At 62.2% G+C, this 20,921-nt stretch carries 19 protein-coding genes; 12 read left to right on the top strand and 7 right to left on the bottom strand.

What is annotated here, in order from left to right; genetic code table 11:
• Positions 1-14: 14 nt before the first annotated feature.
• The gene (locus tag HV770_RS33015) at positions 15-728 is read right to left on the bottom strand and encodes a hypothetical protein (RefSeq protein WP_175165684.1); all 714 of its coding nucleotides are present in this window, start codon (positions 726-728) and stop codon (positions 15-17) included.
• A gap of 365 nt (positions 729-1,093) precedes the next feature.
• Here HV770_RS33015 and phaP point away from each other — a divergent pair, with 365 nt between their 5' ends.
• The 3 genes from phaP (at position 1,094) to HV770_RS33000 (ending at position 2,669) form a co-directional block, all read left to right on the top strand.
• Positions 1,094-1,642 carry a TIGR01841 family phasin gene (gene phaP, locus HV770_RS33010; RefSeq protein ID WP_175165683.1) on the top strand — a complete coding sequence of 183 codons (549 nt, stop codon included), beginning with the start codon at positions 1,094-1,096 and terminating at the stop codon, positions 1,640-1,642.
• A 423-nt stretch (positions 1,643-2,065) separates the two neighbouring features.
• Entirely contained in the window at positions 2,066-2,389 is a 324-nt protein-coding gene (locus HV770_RS33005; protein WP_175165682.1) for a hypothetical protein, read from the top strand.
• Positions 2,382-2,669, top strand: a complete 288-nt coding sequence (locus tag HV770_RS33000) for a hypothetical protein (protein ID WP_175165681.1) — start codon at positions 2,382-2,384, stop codon at positions 2,667-2,669. The genes HV770_RS33005 and HV770_RS33000 overlap by 8 nt, the downstream gene beginning before the upstream one ends.
• Before the next feature lie 620 nt (positions 2,670-3,289).
• Here HV770_RS33000 and HV770_RS32995 read toward each other — a convergent pair.
• From HV770_RS32995 to HV770_RS32975, 5 genes are all read right to left on the bottom strand, one after another.
• A complete protein-coding gene (locus HV770_RS32995) occupies positions 3,290-4,291 on the bottom strand; it encodes a transketolase family protein (protein ID WP_175165680.1) in 1,002 nt (333 codons plus the stop codon).
• Positions 4,288-5,124: a transketolase gene (locus tag HV770_RS32990; RefSeq protein ID WP_175165679.1), complete on the bottom strand. Its 837-nt coding sequence runs from the start codon at positions 5,122-5,124 to the stop codon at positions 4,288-4,290. Before HV770_RS32990 ends, HV770_RS32995 begins: the two co-directional genes overlap by 4 nt.
• A 33-nt stretch (positions 5,125-5,157) precedes the next feature.
• A complete protein-coding gene (locus tag HV770_RS32985; protein ID WP_175165678.1) occupies positions 5,158-6,486 on the bottom strand; it encodes an MFS transporter in 1,329 nt (442 codons plus the stop codon).
• A gap of 100 nt (positions 6,487-6,586) precedes the next feature.
• A complete protein-coding gene (locus HV770_RS32980; RefSeq protein WP_175165677.1) occupies positions 6,587-7,336 on the bottom strand; it encodes an SDR family NAD(P)-dependent oxidoreductase in 750 nt (249 codons plus the stop codon).
• A gap of 212 nt (positions 7,337-7,548) precedes the next feature.
• Positions 7,549-8,445, bottom strand: coding sequence for a LysR substrate-binding domain-containing protein (locus HV770_RS32975; protein WP_175165676.1), 897 nt, complete (start codon positions 8,443-8,445; stop codon positions 7,549-7,551).
• Positions 8,446-8,841: 396 nt separating this feature from the next.
• Between HV770_RS32975 and HV770_RS32970 the strand changes: the two genes are divergently transcribed.
• The 6 genes from HV770_RS32970 (at position 8,842) to HV770_RS32945 (ending at position 16,057) form a co-directional block, all read left to right on the top strand.
• The gene (locus tag HV770_RS32970; protein ID WP_175165675.1) at positions 8,842-9,072 is read left to right on the top strand and encodes a hypothetical protein; all 231 of its coding nucleotides are present in this window, start codon (positions 8,842-8,844) and stop codon (positions 9,070-9,072) included.
• Positions 9,073-9,178: 106 nt separating this feature from the next.
• Entirely contained in the window at positions 9,179-10,324 is a 1,146-nt protein-coding gene (locus tag HV770_RS32965; RefSeq protein ID WP_175165674.1) for a branched-chain amino acid ABC transporter substrate-binding protein, read from the top strand.
• Between the two features lie 318 nt (positions 10,325-10,642).
• Complete coding sequence (locus tag HV770_RS32960; RefSeq protein WP_175165673.1) at positions 10,643-12,193, top strand: methyl-accepting chemotaxis protein; 1,551 nt, start codon at positions 10,643-10,645, stop codon at positions 12,191-12,193.
• A gap of 28 nt (positions 12,194-12,221) precedes the next feature.
• On the top strand, positions 12,222-12,956 hold the full coding sequence (locus tag HV770_RS32955) for a gluconate 2-dehydrogenase subunit 3 family protein (RefSeq protein WP_175165672.1): 735 nt from the start codon (positions 12,222-12,224) through the stop codon (positions 12,954-12,956).
• A 5-nt stretch (positions 12,957-12,961) separates the two neighbouring features.
• A complete protein-coding gene (locus HV770_RS32950) occupies positions 12,962-14,740 on the top strand; it encodes a GMC family oxidoreductase (protein ID WP_175165671.1) in 1,779 nt (592 codons plus the stop codon).
• A 15-nt stretch (positions 14,741-14,755) separates the two neighbouring features.
• Positions 14,756-16,057, top strand: coding sequence for a cytochrome c (locus HV770_RS32945; protein WP_175165670.1), 1,302 nt, complete (start codon positions 14,756-14,758; stop codon positions 16,055-16,057).
• Between the two features lie 114 nt (positions 16,058-16,171).
• On the opposite strand, the gene HV770_RS32940 is transcribed toward HV770_RS32945, so the two are convergent.
• A complete protein-coding gene (locus HV770_RS32940; RefSeq protein ID WP_246291420.1) occupies positions 16,172-16,726 on the bottom strand; it encodes a hypothetical protein in 555 nt (184 codons plus the stop codon).
• A 313-nt stretch (positions 16,727-17,039) separates the two neighbouring features.
• On the opposite strand from HV770_RS32940, the gene HV770_RS32935 reads away from it, so the two are divergent.
• The 3 genes from HV770_RS32935 to HV770_RS32925 are packed head-to-tail and all read left to right on the top strand — an operon-like array spanning position 17,040 to position 20,614.
• On the top strand, positions 17,040-17,582 hold the full coding sequence (locus HV770_RS32935) for a sugar dehydrogenase complex small subunit (protein WP_175165669.1): 543 nt from the start codon (positions 17,040-17,042) through the stop codon (positions 17,580-17,582).
• 30 nt (positions 17,583-17,612) lie between these two features.
• Positions 17,613-19,211 (top strand): GMC family oxidoreductase, encoded by a 1,599-nt coding sequence (locus HV770_RS32930; RefSeq protein WP_175165668.1) that lies wholly within the window; start codon positions 17,613-17,615, stop codon positions 19,209-19,211.
• A 2-nt stretch (positions 19,212-19,213) separates the two neighbouring features.
• Entirely contained in the window at positions 19,214-20,614 is a 1,401-nt protein-coding gene (locus tag HV770_RS32925) for a c-type cytochrome (protein ID WP_175165667.1), read from the top strand.
• Positions 20,615-20,921 lie beyond the last annotated feature (307 nt).

The following is a 20,921-nucleotide window of genomic DNA, read 5'->3' as shown; positions in this document are numbered from 1 at the left end:
CCCGAAAAGTGGCTTCAGTCGACCGGACGCCAATGGCCCGATTCCGGACACACGACGACCTGCTCACCATTCAGCAAGACCTGCTCTTGATCCAGTTGCGACGAGGTTGAAGGAGCGACATCGAAGTCGACCTTCAGTGCTTGCGCGACATGGGCATCTTCAATGGGAAGCTCCCAGGTCAGGAAAATCTGGACATGATCCTGATCCGGCGTGAATTCGGCTGCATTGAATCCGCGGCTGCCGCGCTGAATGACCCCATGAGGCTGCGCGGTATCGAACAGCACAATCGTTCCACGGGTCAGCGGAATGCGACGGCCGAGAGAAGAAAAATGCAGGTCGAGCCCCTTGTCCTCGCTCAGAAAGAGATTGCAGAAGGCCGCTGCGCCATATTGCGCCCCGTCATGGTGATATCGCGCGCCACGGCAGGCCATGAGGGCGACGTCACTGGAGGCGAGTATCTCAGTCAGACCAAGCGCACGCGTCCAGTCGGACGCTGCCTGCACGCAGCGTGAGTATTCCGGCCAACGCATGCGCGCTCGCGCCAAAGGCATGACCTCGACGTCTCCGGGCTCCAGAACCATGCGCGACGCGATCTCCCGTTGCCAATCCGCCAGCAGTCGGGTAGGCGGGACAGGAATATCGACTGTGCCGGACAGCATGAGGGTGCTGACGCTGCGACTGCGCATGGCGTCGTTGCTCCAGAAATAGGACGTCAGCGTGTCGCGCATTCGATGTTAGGGGAAGAAAAGGGGTTCATCCGAAGCATTGTAACGACTGCGCGGAGCCCTCCTGGCGCCGAGTGACTGACGATGTCCTTCGAACCCTTTGAGTCAGATCGCAGCCTGGCAGGTCAGCGGTCTTCGTACCTCTGACAAATCCAGCTTGCAGAAATGCCCGAAAAGCCAGGGTAATCACCTAGTAAAGAGCACTCGAACTACTCATTTGACAAAGTTAGAATGAATCATCTAATGCTGCAATGCGGAATGCGTCGGGCCTGCGTCCCGCGGGCCTCGAGCATTCGCCGGGTCAAGTTGCGGCAGATTTTCTTGCCCTCTTCTGAGCCGATTAATACGTACGACTAAAGGAGTGAGCAATGTACTTCTCGACCAACACGCAAATCGACGGGATGCAACACGATAGCGTTGCCGCCGCGTTTTCGTTGGCGCAGCGGGCATTCCAGTGTTTCGAAGAGCTCGTCGATCTGAATCAGCAGATGGTCAAGACGGCGCTTGCCGAGAATCAGAAGGCCTGGCTGACGGCGATGTCCGCTCAGGCGCCCGTCGAACTCTGGTCTTATCAGACCCAAACTGCGCGCTCGCTCTCTGACAAAGCGCTTTCTTATAACCACCAGTTGCTTGGACTCGCGACCCATACGCAAGCCGAGTGGATGAAATTCACGAAGGCTCACTTCGAGCAGCACAACAGCAGACTACAAGCGCTGGTCGACGGCGTCGCGAGTCATGCACCTGCCGGTTCGGATGCTGCCGTCACGATATTGAAGTCGACGGTTTCCAGTGCCGGTGTCGCTTACGACACGGTGTTGAAAGCCACCGCGCAGGCCATCGCAATGGCGCAGCGTAATCCGCTGACGGCCGCTGCGCCGGACTCTCAAAAGTCCCGCGATCACGCTCGCGCCGACTAGCCGGGCACTGCAGGGCCATTCAAACGTTTTTCTAAGAAGCAGGACGGATCGGACGATCCGGACCGGCATGGCATCGCATTACCTGTTGGTTTGTCCGGGTACCGGATTGAACGGCGTATGAGGGTGATGTCTTGTCCGTTCATTGACCCTGATGCTGCCAGGGGACGCCCGTAATCGGAATCGCGTAAATCACGCCGTTTCTTTTCAGACGAGGTTGCAAATGACCGAACGATGGATGGGATTGACGATCGGGGTTTCCGCACTGCTGATCGCAATACCGCTGGTAATCAGCCATTATCGCCGCGAACACCGTCGTGGACAGCTTCTTAGAAATCTCGATCACGTCGATTGGTGGTATCGCACACGCGGACCGAAATAGACGCGACACAACGCATTCAAGAAATCAGGTAGTTCGGGAGTGTAATGGGATTTGACGCTTCTTGTAAAAGTGATCTGTTGCATATCGAAGCGATAGTCGTTGCGCTCGAAAGGATAACGAACCGCGGCGACTCGATCGCTTCCACAACGCTGATCAACGAGCCGGGCTATTGGCGCCAGCGCATCGAAACGCTACTCGGCCGACGCGATATTTCACGAACCGATCAGGACCATGCGCAGGCGTTGCTGAAAAGACTGCGCGGCATTGGCAACGCGCCGTCGGAGAGCCAACGGAGCAATCAGCGGACCGGGCACCGCGAAGATCGGGAAGACATGGTCTGGCAAACACAGGGGGATCGGCATGAATAGTGGGCGGGTCGAAACGGAGCTTCAATTACCGGCGATTCGTGCCGCGGATTGCCATCGTCTGGTGGTGCGCGCACGCGTCGAGGGGATACGCGTTGCTGCGATCTGGCAGGTGTTGCTGCCGTTTTCGCGCAACGTCAAGCACGTGGATATCAAAACGTTTCCGGATAGAGGCTTCGAGGAAGTCGAGATAGCGCTCGTTCAAACACGACGTGAATTGCTGGATTCGATCGTCGCGCGGTTCAACGGTATGTCGTGGGTGATGAGCACGAGACTTTGTTAGGGATGTCGAGACTCCCGATTGCGCCGCAAACCGCGACGCGACGAAGAACGAGTCATGAACGTGTGTGAGCGTGGGTCGCAAGTGCCATCCCACACCGCTACCTCCTGACTCGCCTTCGCATTCCTCCTGTGTGCGTCACGCGCGCCGAACGTAGCGTCCGCTCGCGTGCATACGACGGGCATAGCTCACTTCGCGGTTGAGATGGAATAGATCCGGCTGCCTCGATGTTGTGATGGACAGCGCACCGCTGGATCCGCATGCGCATGCCGAGCGGTGCGATCTATCCATGGGAGTTGAAGCGGCACGGCGAGATCGTACGGTTCGACGACAAGGGCGCTGACGTTCGACGAACCCGGCCTGACGCCCGCGGCCGCACGTGCTGGAAGACTGCGCGCCGCCGCTGGAGCGGCTCTGTCTGCGCGCTGATCGATATGAGCCGCGAAGATGCGGATGGGCGGCGCGAACAGAAGAGAAAGCGACGCAGATGCTGCGCACGAGTGGCGTGGTCTGAATGTGTCGCTGGCAGAACTCGTAAGCGATAGCGCCACGGTTCAGTCCACGCAGTTGCGGGCGCTTACGCTGCAGCGCCCGCATGCCCGCGATTCACTCGCCGCACTCAATCAAGTCAGCCAGCCCTTGATCGTCTCCGACATCGTCGCGCTCGAAATGCCGTACCGGTCATGAAGCGTCGGCAGCGCACCGGCGTCGAGGAACGCGTCGGGAAGCCCCACTTGCCTGAAGCGGCACGACACGCCCGCGCGCATGAGTTCCGCTGCGACCGCTTCGCCCAATCCGCCGATCACCGTATGGTTTTCGGCCACCACCACGAGTCGGCCCGAGCGCTTCGCTTCGCGCACGATCGTCTGCGTGTCGAGTGGCTTGATCGTCGGCACGTGCAGTACGCCGACGCCGATACGGTCCTTTTCCAGTGCTTTCGCCACTTCGAGCGCGCGCATCGTCATGATGCCCGACGAAATGACCAGCACTTCCGCGCCGTCGCGCAGCAGCTTCGCCTTGCCAAGTTCGAACTGGTAGTCGTATTCGTCAAGCACGGCCGGCACGTTGCCGCGCAGCAGGCGGGCATAGACCGGTCCCTTATGTGCGGCGATGGCGGGCACCATCTGCTCGATATCGAGTGCGTCACACGGATCGATCACGGTCATGTTCGGCATCGCACGCATCAATGCGAGGTCTTCGGCGGCCTGGTGGCTGGGACCGTAGCCAGTCGTGAGACCCGGCAACGCGCAGACGATCTTCACGTCGAGGTTGTCCTCGGCGATCGTCTGATGCATGAAGTCGTAGGCGCGGCGCGTCGCGAAAACGGCATACGTCGTGACGAACGGCTGCGCGCCTTCATGCGCGAATCCCGACGCGGCGCCCATCAGCAATTGTTCGGCCATTCCCATCTGGTAGAAGCGCTCGGGAAACTCCTTCGAGAAAATGTGCAGATCCGTATATTTGCCGAGGTCGGCAGTCATGCCGATCACGTTCTGCTTCTGCCGTGCTAATTCGGCCAGCGCGTGACCGAAAGGCGCGGAACGTGTGACCTGGCCTTCGCTGGCGATCGATGCGATCATCGCCGAAGTCTTCAGGCGGGGTTTGCTCATGGTTGCGTTGCTCATGCTTGTCTCCCGGCTTCGAGTGCTTGCAGCGCCAGTTGCCATTCATGGGCGTCGACGCGGATAAAGTGGTTTTTCTCGCGCTGTTCGAGAAACGGCACACCGCAACCCATGCGTGTGTCGGCGACGATCATGCGCGGTTGTGCGCCCGGATGCTGGCGGGCCGCATCGAATGCGGCGGCCACCGCTGCGATATCGTTGCCGTCCACGCGTTGCGTGAACCAGCCGAACGCTTCCAGCTTTTCGACGAGCGGCTCGAACGCCATGATTTGCGTCGACGGGCCATCGGCCTGCTGATTGTTCACGTCGACGATAGCGATCAGGTTGTCGAGCTTCCAGTGGCTCGCGGACATAAGCCCTTCCCAGATCGCGCCTTCGTCGAGTTCGCCGTCGGAGAACAGCGTGTACACGAACGACTTCGAAGCTTTACGCTTCAGGCCGAGGCATCGGCCGACCGCAATCGTCAAGCCCTGACCGAGCGAGCCGCCGGACATCTCCATGCCCGGCGTGTAACTCGCCATACCCGACATTGGCAGACGGCTGTCGTCGCTGCCGTAGGTTTCGAGTTCTTCGGCCGGCAGGATGCCTGCTTCGAACAGCGCCGCATACAGTGCAATCGCATAGTGGCCGTTGGAGAGCAGGAAGCGGTCGCGCTCCTCCCATTGCGGATCTTCCGGGCGATAGTTCATCGCGCCGAAATAGGCGACGGCGAGTACATCGGCGATGTCGAGCGCTTGCCCGATATAGCCTTGGCCTTGGACCTCGCCCATCAACAGGGCGTTCTTGCGGATTCGGTATGCGTGATCGGCGAGCGTCGCCGTGGATGGATGGTTCATGTCGTCTCCTATGATCGGTCGTAAAAGATGGGTTTAGCGGTTCACCGACTTGGCGGGCACCAGAAAGACGAGGGAGGCGCCGAGCGTGACGGCCAGCGAGATGAAGATCAGTCCGGCGGTCGATTTGCCGGTCAGGTCGTTCAGCCAGCCGATGATCGCCGGGGAAAAGAAGCCTGCGAGATTGGCGACACAATTCACCGCTGCGATGCCGGCCGCGGCGGACATGCCGCCGAGCAGCGCGGTCGGCAGCGACCAGAACTGCGAAGAGGACGCGAGGATGCCGGCAGCGGCGACGCTCAGGCAGACGATCGAGGCCGGCACGCTGCCGATGGTGGGCAGCACGATGAAGCCGGCCGCGGCGATCAGCATCGGAATTGCCAGATGCAGCCGGCGCTCGCGGCGACGGTCCGCGCTCATACCGACCAACGGCAGCGCGATGATCGCGCACAGATAGGGAATCGCGGTGAACACGCCGATCCAAAGCGGGTCGGCGACGCCGGATTTGCGAATGATGGTCGGCAGCCAGAACGTCAGACCATACTGGCCGAGCACGACACAAAAATAGATCGCGGCCATCAGCCACAGGCGGCGGTCGCCGATGAACGACTTGATCGAGACGTGCGCGATCTTATGCGCGTTGTCATTGGCGACGTTGCGTGCGAGCAGATTCTTTTCGGAGTCCGTCAGCCACTTCGCCTTGGCAATGCCGTCGTCGAGGTAGAGCAGGATCGCGACGCCAAGCACGAGCGACGGCAGCGCCTCGAGCAGGAACAGCCACTTCCAGCCGGCCAGATCCATCGTGCCTTGCAGCGAGTGCATGATCCAGCCGGAAAGCGGCCCGCCGACAATGCCGGCCAGCGGAATCGCCATGAAGAAGAGCGACAGTGCCTTGGCGCGGCGCGCAGCCGGAAACCAGTACGTCAGATAGAGAATCACGCCGGGCGCGAAGCCGGCCTCCGCGACGCCGAGCAGGAAGCGCAGCACGTAAAAGGCGGTGGGCGATTTCACGAAGACGAAGCTCGCGGAGATCACGGCCCAGGTCAGCATGATGCGCGCGAGCCATCGGCGCGCGCCGACGCGATGGAGAATCAGGTTGCTTGGTACTTCGAAGAGAAAGTAGCCAAGAAAGAAAATGCCCGCGCCCATGCCATAGACGGTTTCGCTAAAGCGCAGGTCGCTGAGCATCTGCAGCTTCGCGAAGCCGACGTTGACCCGGTCGAGATACGCGCCGAGATAGCACAGCATCAGGAACGGGATCAACCGGCGGCTGACTTTCGCGTAGGTTTTCGACTCGAAGCCGGTCGAGTTCGCGAGTGGCGCCAGATCGGCGGGTATGGGCAAAGCGTTGGACTTCGACTTCATGTCTGTCTCCTTCCATGGCCCCGGGTGGGCCCGGGTGCGCCTTGCACGCGGCCGCGGCCGACGCGGCTGTGTGCCAATCAATGAGGTTAGTGAACGAGGCTCAATGAATGAGCATGCCGCCGTTCACGTCGAGCGTGATGCCCGTCAGATAGGTCGACAGGTCGCTGACGAGGAACAGGCACGCGTTCGCGACATCGCTTGCATCGCCGAGCCTGCCGAGCGGAATGCCTTTGATGATGTCCACGCGCATGTCCGCAGTGAGCTTGTCGCCGGTAATGTCGGTCTGAATGAGGCCTGGCGTGATCGAGTTCACACGAATGCTGTCGGCGCCGAATTCGCGCGCCATCGCCCGCGAAAGGCCGAGTACGCCGGCTTTCGCCGCGCTGTAGTGAGGGCCGCCGAAAATACCGCCGCCGCGTTGCGCCGATACCGACGACATGCAGACGATGCTGCCGCTCTTGCGCTCTTTCATGGCCGGCAGCACGGCTTGCGACATATAGAGCGTGCCGCGCAGATTGACGTCGACGATCGCATCGAAGCCTTCCGCGGTGATATCCAGCGTGCGTACCGGTTGCGTGATGCCCGCGTTGTTGATCAGGCCGTCGATACGGCCGTAGCGTTCGAGCGTCGCCCTGGCGGCGGACTCGCACGCGGCTTTGTCGGTGACGTCGCAGGCGAGGCCCAGATGCGCGTCGCCGAGATCGGCGGCAGCGCGCTTCGCGTCTTCTTCGCGCAGATCCAGGATGACGATGCGCGCGCCCTGCGCGGCCAGCGCTTGGGCGGTTGCCTTGCCGATGCCTCGCGGCGACGCGGCGCCCGTGACGATGACGACCTTGTTCTCGAGCAGCATTGTTGTCTCCTGAGTGTTGATGTGATGGCGCAAGTGTCCACTGCTCGTCCGGTCGCATCAACGGCGTACGGCTCAACTATGTTTGAGAAATATTCAGGTGACGTGCTGCACGACGCCTACCGCGTGCCTGGTGCGACGCCGCATCGGCGCGGCGCCAGCATGCGCGGCGATGCGTGCTGGAAAACCCTGGTGAAGTCCCGCTCGCGCGGCGCTCAAGTCTTGCGAGCCATCCCGCCGACCTCGCGCTCGATCCATGCGATAAAGCGCGCAACCCTCGGAAGCTCGGCATTCTGCGGCGGATACACGAGATGGTGCGCGCCGACCTCGACCGCGTGCGAAGCGTCGAAGACCGGCACGAGCACACCTTCTTTCATTCGCACCGAGGCGAGCATCGCGCTTTCGAGTGCAATGCCGAGACCGAGCGCGGCCGTCTCGAGCGACATGTAGGAGCGGTCGAACGAAAAGTCGAAGGTCTTGTGCGCGGCGGACACGCCGGTGCGGCCGAACCACTGCTTCCACTGCACGAGCGGCGTCTCCGAGTAAATCAGCCGATGTTGCAGCAGGTCTTCGGGCGTTGTTACCGGATGGTTTTCCAGATATTTCGGCGAGGCGAGCGGCGTGATGAATTCGCCGCGTAGCGTCCTCACTTCCAGGTCGCGCCAGTTCGCATAACCGTGACGCAGGTCGACGTCGTAATAACCGCTCGTAAACGAGACGTCCTCATACGAGCACGCGAGGTTCAACTGGATATCGCCGTTGGCCTCCTGAAACGACGCGAGCCGTGGCAGCAGCCACATGAGCCCGAAGCTCGGGCTTGAATGCACGCGCAGGATGTCGACGTCGGCGCGGCTCGACGCTCGCTCGGTGGCGCGGCTCAAATCGGCCAGCGACCCTGTTACGTCGGACAGATAACGCTCGCCGGTCGGCGTGAGCACGAGCCCGCGGCCTGAGCGGTAAAAGAGCGGCTGGCCGATGACCGACTCGAGATTGCTGATCTGATGGCTTACTGCGGAGGCGGTCAACCCGAGTTCCTCGGACGCCCGGTTGACACTCTTCGTTCTGGCCACGCTCTCGAAAGCGATGATGGCCTTCACCGGTGGAATGCGCATAGTGAAATTTTTTTCAACTGCGGTTGAATGAAGTCGCCTTGTTCGCACGTTTTTCGCGCTGCCATTCTGTCGACGCCGTGCAGTCCTGGGGCAGGAAGTCCTCTCGATACCGATATGGCAGTTTCAGTGCCGCACTCACTCGGCCGATCATAAAATATAGGTTGCGCAGTGCAACAACAACTGCGCCGGAGACAGCAATGGATTATCCAGCTTTCCGCTTGAGCGCGCGATCCGTCGATGCGCGAGCGCACGCTCCCCATTCCGTTCTTCCCCACTTTCGCGAGCGCACCTCGCTGGGCGCGTAGGCGAGCTGCGCAGACAACATTCGTTGGCACCGCCAGGCAAATTCGCAGTATCGCGCCTATATCGCACGGAAAGCGTGAAAGGAGACGGGACATGACAGGGCAGCGCTATCCGCTGACCGCGCGTTCGATCGTCGAGAGCTTTGGACCGACGCGAATTCAAAGAAGATTTATTGATCGGGATAAAGCGGCCTTTTACAAATCTTATCCTTTCGTCTGCTCGATGCGTGCCACGTTCCAAAGGGTTTTTCGGAGCTTCCGGCACGCCCGCATGCGTTCGAAACCTTTTACGATCGCCAGTTTTACGTTATTGTCCTGCACCTGAAAATTCGACGACGTGGCCGCATTCGCGCCGAATTCGCCGGGATGAATCCAGCAGCGTTAATAGCGTCATAGGCAATTGATTTGGAAAACAAAGAGGAGATTTCTGAATGTCGTTCAAGTTTCATAAACTGCTGCCGATCAGCGCCGCAGTCGTTGCATTCGCCGCGATGACCGCCACGGCATCTGCCGATCAGACCGTCAAGATCGGTCACGTCGGTCCGCTGACGGGCGGCTCGGCCCACCTCGGCAAGGACAATGAGAACGGCGCGCGCCTCGCGATCGAGGAAATCAATGCGAAGGGCCTGACGATCAACGCTCAGAAGGTCACGCTGGTGCTCGACGCGCAAGACGACGCCGCCGATCCCCGCCAGGCCACCCAGGTTGCACAAAAGCTGGTCGACGACAAGGTCGTCGCGGTGGTCGGCCACCTGAACTCGGGCGCATCGATTCCGGCATCGAAGATTTATAGCGATGCGCGCATCGTGCAAATCTCGCCGTTGTCGACGAACCCCGCTTACACGCAACAGGGCTTCAAGACGACGTACCGCGTGGTCGCGACCGACGCGCAGCAAGGTCCGGCGCTCGCAAACTACGCGGCGAAGAGCCTGAACGTGAAGACTGTGGCGGTCGTCGACGATTCGACGGCATACGGTCAGGGCCTCGCAAACGAATTCGAGAAGACCGCCAAGGCGCTCGGCCTGAAGGTCATGTCGCACGACGCGACCAACGACAAGGCCGTCGACTTCCGCGCGATTCTCACGAAGATCAAGGGCGAGAATCCGGATGCGATCATGTACGGCGGCATGGACGCCACCGGCGGTCCGTTCGCGAAGCAGGCGCGCCAACTGGGCGTGCGCGCAAAGCTGCTGTCGGGCGACGGCGTCTGTACCGAAAGCCTCGCGCAGCTGGCCGGCGCGGCAGCCGGCAATGTCGTGTGCTCGCAGGCGGGCATGGCCGTCGAGCGCATGGACGGCGGCGCGCAATTCGCGGCGAAGTACACGAAGCGCTTCGGCCATCCGATCGAATTCGACGCGCCGTTCACGTACGACGCGGTGTATATCGTGGTCGACGCAATGAAGCGCGCGAACTCGACCGACCCGTCGAAGGTTCTCGCGAAGATCGCGGGCACCGACTACAAGGGCGTCACCGGGCAGACGACGTTCGATGCGAAGGGTGACCTGCAGCACGGCGTGATCTCGCTGTACGACTACAAGGACGGCAAGAAGACGCTGGTCGACGTAGTGAAGATGTAAGCGGTAGGACTCGATCTGGGCTTCGATGGGTAACCCGCCATCGAAGCCCTTTTCGCTTCTCGATGCGTTTCTCGAGCGGCAGCTGCTATCCGGCTCGCAAGCTCTCTCCACCCTTAGGCCGAGCGCCGCCTTTTCGCGCACGCGCCCCAGCGGCCGTACCTTTCCCCCCGAATTTCCCTCCCTTGCCGCAACGCGCGAGCCTGCATGTAATGCCCAGAAAGCATACGATCGCGCCGTCATCCTAAAGGTAAGTAAGTACATGCCGTAAACGAGGGTGGAAGGCTGTGATGCCCACGGCGACGTCCTCGGAGAGAAAAAATGAAGGCTGGCAAGGCGGCGGTTTCGCTGCAGGCGCGCATTGCGCTGACGATGGGGTTCCTCGCGATCCTGATGGTGGCGATCGGCGTGCTGGGTCTGCTCGGTACCAGCCGGGCCAATCGCGCCAATCGCGACACGTACGAGAACAAGCTGACCGCCGCGACCAATATCGGCAACGCGGAAATCTACATTGCCCGCACGCGCCTCGTGCTGGACCGCGTCGCGCTGCATCCGGACGACCCGAATACCGCCGACCAGATTCAGCGTGCCGGCGGCTTTTTCACGAAATCGGACGAGTGGTGGAAGAAGTTCGTCGAGCAACCGCACGAAGAGAACGAGGCGAGCCTGATCGGCGAGGCGACCGAGCGCCGTAAGGCAATGCGCGGCGCGGTCTCCGCCTTCATCGAGGCGATCAAGGCCAACGATCACGAGCAGGTCGACAAGATCGCGATGACGCAGCTGAGCGCGCTCTACAACGACATGAACGCGGCCAACGAGAAGGTCAAGCAGGCGTTGTACAGCAACGCGAAGCAGAACTACGAAGCGGCGGAAGCGGGCTTTCGCACGTTCTTCACGCTGTCGAGCGTGATGATCGTGATCGGTGTGCTGGCCGCCGGTTTGAGCTGGTTCGCACTGCGCCGCGCGATCATGAATCCGCTGAATCAGGCACTCGACCATTTCGACGCGATTGCGCAAGGCGATTTGAGCCGCCGCATCGACGTGCACGCCGACGACGAGATGGGCACGCTGTTGCGCGGCGTAGAGAAGATGCAGACGAGCCTCGCCAAAACGGTGCGGGCCGTGCGCGGCAGCAGCGAATCGATTGCGACCGCGACCGCGCAGATCGCGTCCGGCACGATGGACCTCTCCTCGCGTACGGAAGAGCAGGCCGCATCGCTCGAAGAAACCGCGGCCAGCATGAGCCAGTTGACCGCCACGGTGAAACAGAACGCGGACAGCGCGCGCACGGCGAGTTCGCTCGCCGACAGCGCGTCGCTCGTCGCGACGCGCGGCAACGCGGTGGTCGAGCGCGTGGTCGGCACGATGGGCGGGATCGACGCGAGCTCGCGCAAGATCGCCGACATCACCGGCATCATCGAAGGCATCGCTTTTCAGACCAACATTCTCGCCCTGAACGCGGCGGTCGAAGCCGCGCGCGCAGGCGAACAGGGCCGCGGCTTCGCGGTGGTCGCCTCCGAGGTGCGCAGTCTCGCGCAACGTTCGTCGGCGGCGGCCAAGGAGATCAAGGACCTGATCTCCGAGTCGGTGCAGACGGTGACGGTCGGCTCGGATCTCGTCGCGGACGCGGGCCGCACCATGCAGGAGGTGCTGGTCGCCGTGCGTCAGGTTACCGACATCGTCAACGAAATCGCGGCCGCCGCCGAACAGCAGCGCGCTGGCATCGAGCAGGTCGATACGGCAGTCAGCCAGATGGACTCGATCACCCAGCAGAACGCGGCGCTCGTCGAGCAGGCGACCGCCGCCGCGCAGGCGCTCAACGAGCAGTCGCGCAGTCTGCATGGCGTGGTCGACGTATTCAAGGTCGCATGATTTTTCTTCACCTCCACGACACATCACAATGACGATTACCAACGATCGCAGCCGCCGCAGCTTTCTCAAGGGCTCGCTGGCGATTGCCCCGATAGCTGTCGTCGGCGTCTCCGGCGCCGTCGTGCAGTCCCGCTCGCAGACGCAGGCGCCGGGCATGCCGCCGCCCGATAGACCCACCGCGGAAAACTACACCCCCGGCTATTTCACGCCGGAAGAATGGGCGTTCGTGAACGCCGCCTGCGACGTGCTGATTCCGAAAGACGACGTCGGTCCCGGTGCCGTCGAACTGGGCGTGCCGCAATACATCGACCGCCAGATGCAGACGCCGTACGGCGACGCGACGCGCTGGTACATGCAGGGGCCGTTCCTGCCCGCGGAGGCGGAATTCGGCTATCAGTCGAAACTCACGCCGAAGGAACAGTACCGTCTCGGCATTCGCGCGATCAACGCGTATTGCCGCGAGCACTTCAGCGGCAAGACCTTTGCCGAACTGACGGGCGCGCAGCGCACCGACATGTTCAAGGCGATCGAGTCCGGCAAGCTGACGGTCGGGGGCTTCAAGCTGAAGACGTTCTTCAGCTCGTTCCTGCTCAACAACGTCTACGAAGGCTATTTCTGCGACCCGTCCTACGGCGGCAACAAGGACATGGCTGCGTGGAAGATGATCGGCTACCCCGGCGTGCGCGCCGATTACCTGGAGTTCGTGGGTGAGGCCAAACCTTATCCGTATGCACCGGTAAGTCTCTACGGCAAGCGAGGATAAGAAAGATGGCAAGCATCAAGAAGAAGCCGGTCGACGCGGTAATCGTCGGGTTCGGCTGGACGGGTTCGATCATGGCGATCGAACTGGCGAACGCGGGTCTGAACGTGGTCGCGCTCGAGCGTGGCGATGCGCGCGAAACCGTACCGGATTTCGCGTATCCGCAAATCGTCGACGAAATCAAATACTCGGCGCGTCAGGCGCTGTTGCAGAACCTGGCCAAGACCACGGTCACGAACCGTCACACGAAGAACGATACGGCTGTGCCGTACCGGCAGATCGGTTCGTTCAAGCCGGGCGAGGGGGTCGGTGGTGCGGGCGCGCACTGGTCGGGCGTGCAGTCGCGCGTCATGCCGGACGAACTGCGCATGAAGAGCCACGTGGCCGAGCGTTACGGCGAGAAGTTCATCCCCGAGGGCATGAATCTGCAGGACTGGGGCATCACCTACGACGAACTCGAACCGAGCTTCGACCGCTTCGAGCGCGTGTGCGGCACGTCAGGCAAGGCGGGCAATATCGAGGGCAAGCCGGTCGAAGGCGGCAATCCGTTCGAAGGACGCCGCTCGGGTGAATACCCGCTGCCCCCGCTGGCGGATCATCCGACCGGCAAGCTCTTTGCCGCGGCGGCCAAAGGTCTCGGCTACAAGCCGTTCGCACTGCCTGCGGGCAATGCGTCGGGACCGTATACGAACGAATACGGCTGCCAGCTCGGCCCTTGCAACTTCTGTGGTTTCTGCAGCGACTACGGCTGCCTGAACTACTCGAAGGCATCGCCGCAAACGGCGATCATTCCCGCGCTGCTGCGCAAGCCGAATTTCGAATTGCGCGTCAATTCGCATGTCGTGAAGGTCAATACGGATGCGAGCGGCAAGCGCGCCACCGGCGTGACCTATATCGACGCGGAAGGCAATGAAGTCGAGCAGCCCGCCGAGATGGTGATTCTCGCCGCGTTCCAGTTGCACAACGTGCACCTGATGCTGACTTCGAAGATCGGCCAGCCCTTCAACCCGGATACCAACGAAGGCGTGGTTGGCCGCAACTTCTGCTATCAGTTGCTCAATAGCGTCAACATGTTCTTCGACAAGGACACGTACATCAACCCGTTCATGGGCGCGGGCGGCGGCGGTCAGGCCATCGAGGAATTCAACGCGGACAACTTCGATCACAGCGAGCTCGGTTTCATCGGCGGCGGCATCATCTGGGGCCGTCAGACCGGCAATGGTCCGGTGCGCGGCATTCCGCTGCCCAAGGGCACGCCGAAGTGGGGCACCGAATGGAAGCAGGCGGTGAAGGACAACTTCGTGCACACCGGCCGCATCGAATCGCAATGCAGCAACATGGCTTACCGCAGCTGCTTTCTCGACCTCGATCCGAACTACCGCGATGCGTACGGCTCGCCGCTGCTGCGGCTCACGCTCGACTGGCAGGAGAACGATCTCAAGGCATCGGAATACGTGGCCGGCAAGATGATGGAAATCGGCCGTGCGATGAATCCGAAGTCGATCTCGGGTCGCATTCTGAAGCCCGGCACCCATTGGGACACGCGCGCGTATCAGAGCACGCACATCAGCGGCGGCACCGCGATGGGCGCCGATCCGAAGACGAGCGTGGTCAACAAGTACCTGCAAAGCTGGGACGTGCCGAATCTGTTCGTGCTAGGTGCGAACGTGTTTGCGCATGGCATTGGCTATAACCCGACGGGACTCGTCGGCGGCCTTGCTTACTGGGCTGCGAGCAACATCCGCTCGCAATATCTAAAGAACCCCGGCGCCATGGTGCAGGTCTGAACGAGCGATACGAACATGAGGAAAATCATTACGGGTGTGGCGGCCGCCGTTGTCGTGGCCGTGGGTGCGCTATGGGCGTTTGCATCGGTGCAGCCCGCCGCTGCGATCGATCCCGCGTTCGCGGGGCGGCAGGGCGACGCCGTGCATGGCGCTTATCTGGCGCGCGTGGGCGATTGCGTCGCGTGTCATACGGCGAAGGGCGGCGCACCTTTTGCGGGCGGCTTGCCGTTCGATACGCCGGTGGGCCGGATCTATTCGACCAATATCACTTCCGACCGTGAGCACGGCATCGGCGGCTATACCTTCGAACAGTTCGTGCTGGCGATGCGCCAAGGCGTGAGAAAGGATGGCGCACGTCTCTATCCGGCAATGCCGTTCACGTCGTATGCGAAGGTGTCGGACGCGGACCTGCGGGACCTGTATGCCTATTTCAGCACGCAGGTGCCGGCCTCGGCGCAGCCGAATCACGCCTCCGATGCGATCTGGCCGCTGAGCATTCGTTGGCCGCTCGCGTACTGGAGCCGCGCGTTCCATGACGATTCGCGCTATGTCGCGGATACGTCGAAGAATGTCGAGTGGAATCGCGGCGCGTATCTGGTGCAGGGTCTCGCGCATTGCGGCTCGTGCCACACGCCGCGCGGCGTCGGCTTCGAGGAAAAGGATCTGAGCGGCAAGAGCGATCTTTATCTGTCCGGTTCCTCGCTCGAGCGTACCGCGCCGATCAACCTGCGTTCGGCGGCGGGCGGCGGTCTCGTGAACTGGTCGAAGGAAGACATCGTCGCGTCGCTCAAAACCGGACGTAATCCGCATTCGTCCGTGTCGGGTCCGATGGGCGAAGTCGTCGAGCACAGTACGCAGTACCTGAGCGATGGCGACCTCGGCGCGATCGCGGTGTATCTGAAGAGCCTGGGTGGGTCGGCTGATTCGACGCCGTTCCATGCCGACGACACCACCCTCAAGTCGGTTCTCGCGGGTCAGGCAACGGGGCGCGGCGCGAGCATCTACATCGATAGCTGCGCGGCCTGTCATCGCCAGAACGGTCAGGGCGCCACGCGCGTGTTCCCGTCGCTGGTCGACAACCCGATGGTGACGCAGGCGAATCCGGACTCGCTGGTAGCGGTGATTCTGGGCGGCGCGCGTTTGCCGTCGACTGCGTCGGCGCCGTCACCGCTGGCGATGCCGCCGTTCGGCTGGCGTTACGGCGACGATGACGTCGCGCAGCTTGCGACCTTCATTCGTTCGAGCTGGGGCAACAAGGGGGCGGCCGTGACCGCTGACCAGGTCGCGAAGGTGCGGGCGAGGGTAGCGGCGAACTGATCGCGGTCGATTGTTTGCTTCGAGGCGGCCCGATGGGCCGCCTTTTTTATCTCCGCCGCTTTGCGTCACCACTCGCGGGCTGCGCGCCGGGGAACTTCCTCATAGCGATCGAAACTAGAAGCCGCGCCGGACAGAAACCGTCGCGCCCGTGCTATGTGAATGGAAGATCGCAATCCGCGCGGTCGCCGAAACGACCCATTGGTCGACAGTCAACGACAGCCTTCGTTGCGGTTGTGCGCGTAGCGTGAGGGTCGTGTTCGGTAAATCGATGAGCGAGAGTTGTGGCGCCGTCGACGGACCCATACGGAGATAGCCCGGTGTGGGTTGCGTTGGCGCCTGCGTTCCTGAACCGGTTTTCGCGGCGCCACCACGGAATTCGTGTGCCACCTGCGCGGTGTAGAACTGATCGGGTTGCGCGTAAAACGGCTCGCCCTGGCTTGGCTGATATTGCATTTCATAGTGCTGCAAATAACGTTGCGGTTCTGCAATGGCCGAGCCGACTTCCATCGGCATCGGCGCGATATTCGTCACCGTCATCTCCGCGGGCGCATTGCTGATCAGGCTGTCCGCGAACGCGAATCCGCTCAGCACAAAAAGTATTGCGCCGACAATCCTTTCGTTCAGGCACGTCATGAGCATGCCTCCAATGAAGGAATCGAAACGCCACACTACCGACCGTTCTGTCTGAACCGGGCGAGTCCGAGCGGACCGCCTTTGCAGCTTCGCCTGCATTCACTCATTGTAGTCAGCCATTCGCGTATAGCTACCGCAATTGTGAAGGCTTGAATCGTTCGAGGCGGCGTCGAAGCAGCAAGGCCCGTTACGGATCGACGGCGATTGAAGACGACCGGGCGATGAACCGGGGGTTGCGCATTCGTGTGCAGCCCGAACTCTCCATCTCGCCCTCCACGCTATAATCGCGGCCCATGCAGAAAAGCAAGCATCTTTTTCAGCACCGGTGTATCAGGACTTTTACTTACCAATGACTCAGCCCCACGAGCCCGATACGGGCCACGCCGCACCGAACGCCGGTCGACGGCTTCTGCTGGCCAGCATTCTGGCGAGCTACGCAAGTTCCTTCATTCCCTGGTCGCTGGCCAAGGCCCAACCTGCTGCCGCGGCGCAAGCCACCGCGCCGGACGCGTTCCTGAATGTGTCGCGCGTGATCACGGGGCGTGCGGCGCTCGACCCGACTCAGGCCAACCGCCTGTATGCCGGGCTTGCCGCCACGGTCGCGTCGTTTGCCGAGCAATTGAACGGGCTCGCGGCGTTCATTGCCGCCAATCCGTCCGCGTCGGGCCAGCTGCAGGCATCGCTCGATGCCGCCAATGCGCCGTTCGCCAAACTGCCGCGTCAGATCGCAACCGCCTGGTATGTCGGCGTGGTCGGCGCGGGTCCGGTCGCACGTTGCATCACGTACGAAACGAGTCTGATGAACGTCGTCGTAGCGGACCGGCTGAAGCCGCCGAGCTACGCATACGGACCCTACGGCGCCTGGAGCCGTAACCCTCTCACGGCCGCCTGACGCCTCATCGGTAATTCAAGGAACACAGCCATGTCTGACCAGTTGTCAGCCGATATCGTCGTTATCGGCTCGGGTATCGTCGGCTCGCTCGCAGCGCATCGTCTCGTCTCGCAAGGCGCCTCGGTGTTGATACTCGAAGCGGGACCGCGCGTGGATCGCGGCCGCATCGTCGCGAATTTCCGCAATTCGCCGCGCAAGAACGACTTCATGTCGCCTTACCCTTTTTCGTCGTGGGCGCCGCATCCGGTCTACCAGCCCGTCGACAACAACTATCTCGTGCAGGCGGGACCGTATCCGTACAAGGCGGAGTACATCCGCATGGTGGGTGGCACGACATGGCACTGGGCCGCGCAGGCGTGGCGCGTCCTGCCGAACGACCTTCGCCTGCAAACGCTGTACGGCGTGGGCCGCGACTGGCCGATCTCCTACGACGATCTCGAGCCCTTCTACTACGAAGCGGAAGTGAAGATGGGCGTGTCCGGCGCACCGAACAACGGCTCGCCGCGCAGCAAGCCGTTTCCGATGCAGCCGGTCGCCGAGTCGTTTCTGGAGCAGCGTTTCCGTGAACGGCTCGCGCCGGGCGGCTACGACGTCATCACCAACACGACCGCGCGCAACAGCCGCAACTACGACGGCCGCCCGGCCTGCTGCGGCAACAACAACTGCATGCCGATCTGTCCGATCGACGCGCAATATCACGGCGGACTCGCGGCGGACGCAGCCGAGAAGGCCGGCGCGAAGCTGGTCGAAAACGCGGTGGTGTATCGCATCGAGCACGATGAGCGCGGCCGCATTGCGGCCGTGCATTACTACGATCGCGACAAGGTCTCGCATCGCGTGACGGGCAAGACCTTCATTCTGGCCGCGAACGGTATCGAAAGTCCGAAGCTGTTGCTGCTGTCCGCGAGCGACAAGTATAAGAACGGTCTCGCGAACAGCTCGGATATGGTGGGCCGTCATCTGATGGATCACCCGAGCAACGGCCTCGTGTTCGACGCCGACGAAGAGTTGTGGCCGGGTCGTGGCCCGATGAGCCCGAGTTCGATCAACTCGCTGCGCGATGGCGCATTCCGTTCGGAGCATGCGGCGTTCCGTATCGACATCTCGAACGCGTCACAGGTGCTGTCGGTCACGCAGGCGTTGATCGCGAAGGGCGTGTACGGCGACGAACTCGAACAGCAGATCCGCTATCACGCGGCGCGCCAGTGCAGCGTGAAGAACGTGCTGGAAATCCTGCCCGATCCGAACAATCGCGTGACGCTCAGCGATCGCAAGGACGCACTCGGCATTCCGACGCCGCAGATGCACTATGCGATGAGCGACTACGTGCACAAGGGCATGGCCGCGGCGCGCGAAGAGTACACGCGCATCGCGAAGCTGATGGGCGGCACCAATCTGCGCTACAGCCCGGACGGCGTGTATGGCAACAACCAGCACATCACCGGAACCATGAGCATGGGCCATGATCCGAAGGACTCGGTTGTCGACGCGTTCGGACGCACGCACGATCACGAGAACCTGTATATCGCGAGTACCGGTGTCATGCCCACCGCCGCCACGGTCAACTCGACGCTCACCGCCGTCGCGCTCGCGCTGCGCTCGGCCGAACACATCCACGCCAACGCCTGAAGATGACTTATTTACCGTTCACGGCGTTTACACGCCTTTTGTGCGCGGCCCTGCTCGCGTCGGCAGGCTTTGCCGCCACGGCCCACGCGGCCGGAGAAGACCTCGTCAAGCGCGGCGAGTATCTCGCCAAAGCGGGCGACTGCATCGCGTGTCACAGCGCGCCGCAAGGCAAGCCGTTTGCAGGCGGCCTGTCGCTCGCGACGCCGCTCGGCGAGATCGTCTCGACCAACATCACGCCGTCGAAAACGCACGGCATCGGCAACTACACGCTCGATCAGTTCGGCGCGGCGCTGCGGCGCGGCGTGCGGGCCGACGGCCAGCGTCTGTATCCGGCGATGCCCTACACGTCCTACGCGCAGGTTAGCGACGACGACGTGAAGGCGCTGTACGCGTACTTCATGCAGGGCGTCGCGCCGGTCGATACGTCGCCGCCGCCGACCGCGTTGCCGTTCCCGTTCAACGTGCGTCTGTCGATGGCCGCGTGGAATCTGCTGTTTCTCGATCGCGAACCGTTCAAGGCCGATCCGGGGAAGAGCGTCGAGTGGAATCGTGGCGCGTATCTGGTGCGCGGGCTCGCGCATTGCAGCACCTGTCACACGCCGCGTAATGCGCTAATGGCCGAGAACATGTCGGCGAGCCTCGGCGGCAGCGTGGTCGGCACGTGGTACGCACCGAACATTTCGTCGGACGCGGTGAGCGGGATCGGCTCGTGGAGCGAAGAGGAGCTCGCCGCGTATCTGCGCACCGGTCACGTGGTGGACCGAGCGCAAGCGGCCGGGCCGATGGCCGAAGCCGTGGACAACAGCTTCCAGCATCTGGATGCGAGCGATCTGCGCGCGATGGCGGTCTACCTCAAGTCGACGCCGCCGGTGCGTAACGCAGGCGACCGTCAGCCCGCTCATACATGGGGCGGTGCAAGGTCGAGCCTCGACGAAATTCGCGGCGTGCCCTTGCCCGACGACGCGAACCGGATGAGCGGTCCGCAGCTTTACGATGCATATTGCGCAAGCTGCCATCAGGCGCATGGTGAAGGGACCGGACAAGGTATCGATGGCCCGGGACTGCCGTCGCTCTTTCACAATACGGCGCTCGGTCACGCGAACAGCAACAACCTCGTGATGGTGATGCTCGAAGGCGTGCACCGGCAAGACGGCGCGCCCGATGTGCTGATGCCTGCGTTCGGTCGCCTGCTGTCCGATCAGCAGATCGCGACGCTCGGCAACTATCTGCTCAAGCAGTATGGGAATCCGGCTGCCTCGGTGACGGTGGAGCAGGTCAAGACCTTGCGCGCGGGCGGCGCGGCGTCGCCGCTGATTACGATTGCACGTGTAGGAATGGCCTTCGCGGCGCTGGTCGTGCTGGGTATTCTGTTCCTGCTGTTCCGCAGGCGCAGGCTCCGCTAATGCGCGCTTCACGATGCGCAGCCGCTCGGGATGAGCGGTAAAGCGGTCCATAGAAGTATGGCGCCATGCGGTAAACAAAAAATGGCGGCTCCGGTTGGAGCCGCCATTTTTTATTGGATTTCGCGACGCATCGCCGGGCTTGCTCCGCCCGGCGAGCGGCCAGCCTCGCAGGGGCTGGCCGTCTGGGTTGCTACGGGCAAGCGGCTTAAGGCGCCGCGACACCTTGCGTCTTCGGCGTATAGGGCTTGTGGAAACTGCGCCGGCCCACGCAAGCGTCTTCGCGGTATACAGCGGTGCGCCTTGCGTG

This window comes from Paraburkholderia fynbosensis (assembly GCF_902859935.1).
Classification (GTDB): Bacteria; Pseudomonadota; Gammaproteobacteria; order Burkholderiales; family Burkholderiaceae; genus Paraburkholderia; species Paraburkholderia fynbosensis.
This window is presented reverse-complemented; position numbering and strand designations above follow the sequence as displayed.

Excerpts from the sequence above, each read along its gene's own strand:
- HV770_RS32965 (WP_175165674.1), top strand. The coding sequence starts at position 9,179 with ATGTCGTTCAAGTTTCATAAACTGCTGCCGATCAGCGCCGCAGTCGTT.
- HV770_RS32970 (WP_175165675.1), top strand. The coding sequence starts at position 8,842 with ATGACAGGGCAGCGCTATCCGCTGACCGCGCGTTCGATCGTCGAGAGC.
- HV770_RS33015 (WP_175165684.1), bottom strand. The coding sequence starts at position 728 with ATGCGCGACACGCTGACGTCCTATTTCTGGAGCAACGACGCCATGCGC.
- HV770_RS33005 (WP_175165682.1), top strand. The coding sequence starts at position 2,066 with ATGGGATTTGACGCTTCTTGTAAAAGTGATCTGTTGCATATCGAAGCG.
- HV770_RS32925 (WP_175165667.1), top strand. The coding sequence starts at position 19,214 with ATGACTTATTTACCGTTCACGGCGTTTACACGCCTTTTGTGCGCGGCC.
- HV770_RS32955 (WP_175165672.1), top strand. The coding sequence starts at position 12,222 with ATGACGATTACCAACGATCGCAGCCGCCGCAGCTTTCTCAAGGGCTCG.
- HV770_RS32980 (WP_175165677.1), bottom strand. The coding sequence starts at position 7,336 with ATGCTGCTCGAGAACAAGGTCGTCATCGTCACGGGCGCCGCGTCGCCG.
- HV770_RS32935 (WP_175165669.1), top strand. The coding sequence starts at position 17,040 with ATGACTCAGCCCCACGAGCCCGATACGGGCCACGCCGCACCGAACGCC.
- phaP (WP_175165683.1), top strand. The coding sequence starts at position 1,094 with ATGTACTTCTCGACCAACACGCAAATCGACGGGATGCAACACGATAGC.
- HV770_RS32990 (WP_175165679.1), bottom strand. The coding sequence starts at position 5,124 with ATGAACCATCCATCCACGGCGACGCTCGCCGATCACGCATACCGAATC.
- HV770_RS33000 (WP_175165681.1), top strand. The coding sequence starts at position 2,382 with ATGAATAGTGGGCGGGTCGAAACGGAGCTTCAATTACCGGCGATTCGT.
- HV770_RS32960 (WP_175165673.1), top strand. The coding sequence starts at position 10,643 with ATGAAGGCTGGCAAGGCGGCGGTTTCGCTGCAGGCGCGCATTGCGCTG.
- HV770_RS32995 (WP_175165680.1), bottom strand. The coding sequence starts at position 4,291 with ATGAGCAACGCAACCATGAGCAAACCCCGCCTGAAGACTTCGGCGATG.
- HV770_RS32985 (WP_175165678.1), bottom strand. The coding sequence starts at position 6,486 with ATGAAGTCGAAGTCCAACGCTTTGCCCATACCCGCCGATCTGGCGCCA.
- HV770_RS32930 (WP_175165668.1), top strand. The coding sequence starts at position 17,613 with ATGTCTGACCAGTTGTCAGCCGATATCGTCGTTATCGGCTCGGGTATC.
- HV770_RS32945 (WP_175165670.1), top strand. The coding sequence starts at position 14,756 with ATGAGGAAAATCATTACGGGTGTGGCGGCCGCCGTTGTCGTGGCCGTG.
- HV770_RS32975 (WP_175165676.1), bottom strand. The coding sequence starts at position 8,445 with ATGCGCATTCCACCGGTGAAGGCCATCATCGCTTTCGAGAGCGTGGCC.
- HV770_RS32950 (WP_175165671.1), top strand. The coding sequence starts at position 12,962 with ATGGCAAGCATCAAGAAGAAGCCGGTCGACGCGGTAATCGTCGGGTTC.